At 65.8% G+C, this 2,765-nt stretch carries 3 protein-coding genes; 2 read left to right on the top strand and 1 reads right to left on the bottom strand.

Features of this window, described 5'->3' with window-relative positions; translation table 11 throughout:
• Positions 1 to 386: 386 nt before the first annotated feature.
• A complete protein-coding gene (locus tag C1J00_RS41615; RefSeq protein ID WP_102914005.1) occupies positions 387 to 1,736 on the top strand; it encodes a tetratricopeptide repeat protein in 1,350 nt (449 codons plus the stop codon).
• A 62-nt stretch (positions 1,737 to 1,798) separates the two neighbouring features.
• On the top strand, positions 1,799 to 2,020 hold the full coding sequence (locus tag C1J00_RS41620) for a DUF397 domain-containing protein (RefSeq protein ID WP_102914006.1): 222 nt from the start codon (positions 1,799 to 1,801) through the stop codon (positions 2,018 to 2,020).
• A 61-nt stretch (positions 2,021 to 2,081) separates the two neighbouring features.
• On the opposite strand, the gene C1J00_RS41625 is transcribed toward C1J00_RS41620, so the two are convergent.
• Positions 2,082 to 2,765: RloB family protein (locus tag C1J00_RS41625; protein ID WP_342751807.1), on the bottom strand; the 684-nt coding region annotated here is incomplete at its 5' end.

A 2,765-nucleotide genomic window follows, 5' to 3' on the forward strand; every position in this document is an offset into this window, starting at 1 on the left:
TGAGCGCTAGTCTCGTGGGCTCGGAGATGTGTATAGGAGACAGCGACGGGGACGGCCGGCGCGGGGGTGGGCCGCGCCCCTCCCCCGGCGCGGTGCCGGTTCCGGTGCCAATGGCGCCCGGAGGCGGGCCACAGGAGCCGCAGCAGCGGCTCGACGAGACGGGCGATATGGTGCAACACGTTCTCAACTCCACAGTGGTTGAGGGCCATGCCCCCGGGCCGTCCCAAGCGGTCGCGGGGGTCCTTGCTTTCGGCCGAGATCACTCGGCCCCTGTGCAAGAGGTAACCGCTCGGACACCCTCCGCAGGTACCGTTGGAAGACGGTGGGACCGTGAACACCGTGAACGCCGTCGTTGAACACCATGCAAGCCGTCGGGAGTTGAGGACATGGCACGGAAGCGCACCCCCAACCGCGCCCTGGACGACCTGCTTGACCAGGCACGATGGACCAGGACCCAACTCGCGCAGCAGGTGAACCGCCTCGGCCCCCAGGCAGGGCTCGACCTTACGTACGACCGCACCGCAGTCGCGCACTGGATTGCAGGGGTCCAGCCAAAACCTCAGGCCAGGGCGCTGATCGTCGAGGCCCTCTCGGCACGGCTGGGACGCCCCGTCACCCACGCGGAAGCCGGCCTGGAGCCTGCACCGTCACCCATGGGCTCCCAAAGCGCTGACACTGTCGAGGAGTTGATCGACCTCGGAAGGGCAACCATGGATCCATCCCGCCGCAGCGTGCTGGCTGCCACGGTCTTCTCTGCCGCACTGTCGGTTCCGGCGTTCGCCCTCCCCGCACGAGCGGCAAACGACTCGGTGACTCCTGGGAAGAAGACCGTCCGTCTCGGTGGTTCACAGGTGCAGTCGATCCGCACCATGACCGATCGGATCGCGGACATCCTCGACGGACTCGGTGCCGGGCACGCGATGCCGATGGCGTCCGCGTTCCTCGTCAACACCGTCGGTCCCTGGCTCCAGGCTCAGGCCACGGAACCTGTCCGCAAGGACATGCTGGCCGCCGCGTCCGACCTCACGTACCTGACCGGCTGGATGGCCATGTACGAGAAGGCCCACGGCCTCGGGCAGCGCTACTACGTCCAAGCTCTCGGCCTGGCACGCGAGGCAGAAGACCAAGTCACCTACTGCCGGACCCTGCGCGGCATGTCCCTCCAGGCATCCAACCTGGGCTATGGCCCCAAGGCCCTGGAACTCGCGGACTCCGCAGCAGAAGCAGCCCCTTCTGCGGGCCCGCGTCTCGTGGCGTTCCTACGCGGCCAGCAGGCCCACTCGGCATCCATGGTGGGCCTGAAGCAACAAGCCCACACCCGTCTGAAGGAGGCGGAGGACGCGCTGTCGAAAGCCGACAACCGCAGGGATGCGATCGGCGGCTACGACCAGACCGCCTACCTCTTCCATGTCTCCCACGTCCTGTACGAGGAGAAGGATTTCGCAGGCTCGATCAAAGCCCTGAAACAGTCAATCCGCCTACAGCCGAAACAGGAACGCCAGGGTCGCGTACACGCCTACGCACTTCTTGCGCAACGCCAACTGCGTGTCGGTCACCTGGACGCGGCCTGCGAGAGTTGGTCACGATTCCTGGACGAGTACGAACACGTCTCGTCCAACCGCGGAGACGACCACTTCCGCACGATGAGCACCGAACTGGGTAGGCACCCGACTGCCAGCCCTGTACGTGCACTTGCGCGACGTGCGCGCGAGGTGGCTACGGCCAAAGCTTCCTGAAACTCTCAGAACCCGAGGAATGGCGCATTTCGCAGCCAATTTGCGAAGGTCTAGGAACGCCCGTGAATGAACACACAATCCCCGACTCGTCCTCCTTGCACGGCTGGCGGAAGTCGACGTACAGCGGCAGCGAAGGCGGCAGCTGCATCGAATTCCTGGACGGCTACCCGGCCGGAGTCCCGATCCGCGACTCCAAGACACCCCAGGGGCCCGCTCTGGTCTTCCCGCCGACCGGCTGGAGTTCGTTCGTTGCAGCGGTCAAGCACGGAACCCTTTCCGCCTGACTGCTGCCCACCACAATTAGTCTGGCTACCGAAATCAGCGCGTGATCATGGCCGAGAAGGGTCAGTAGCTGTCGATGTGCAGCGCCTTCTCCACGAACTCGTGCACGTCCGTGTAAGGGTCCTTGTCCCATTTATCCACGTGGGCCGCGTGCTGGGCGTTCATCCGCTCGGCGTTCTTACGCGCCGCCTTGTAGCGCCCCAGGACCTGATGCGGCAGAACGACCTTGGGGGTCTTGGCATCCTGGGACCCCCGCTGGAACGGCAGCCGCCCGGCTGCCCCGTCGCACGCCCCGGCGAACGAGCCGCTGACCGGCTTGTAGTGCGCGAGGCGCCACACCTCGAAACACGGATGTGAGAAGGCGACGCCGATGCCTGCCTTCTCCGCCTGGTCCAGTGCGTCGCGGACGTACTTGTAGTTGTCGTGGTCGAAGAGGCACCAGAACTGAGGCAGGTACTCGGCCCTCAACTTGGCCCGCTTCGCCTTGCGGTCCTCTTCGCGCTTCAGCCTGATCGCCTGCTCGACGAGGTCGAGCGGCTTGCGCCCGCTGTCGGCCCTGCGGTTGGCGATGTGCATCTCCACCGGGACCTTGCCGGCGAGTGGGACGCCTTGGCCCTTGAGGATGTCGAGATATGAGGGCTCGGTCACCTTGCCCTCGGTGAAAATGTAAACCTGGCGCTTGCGCTGTCCGCCCCGCAGGGCCGGACGCTCCCACGAGTCCTTGCCCTTCTGCGCCCGCCCCATCAG

It is taken from the genome of Streptomyces cahuitamycinicus, assembly GCF_002891435.1.
GTDB lineage: Bacteria > Actinomycetota > Actinomycetes > Streptomycetales > Streptomycetaceae > Streptomyces > Streptomyces cahuitamycinicus.

Coding starts and splice junctions, on each gene's coding strand:
- C1J00_RS41615 (WP_102914005.1), top strand. CDS start 387: ATGGCACGGAAGCGCACCCCCAACCGCGCCCTGGACGACCTGCTTGAC.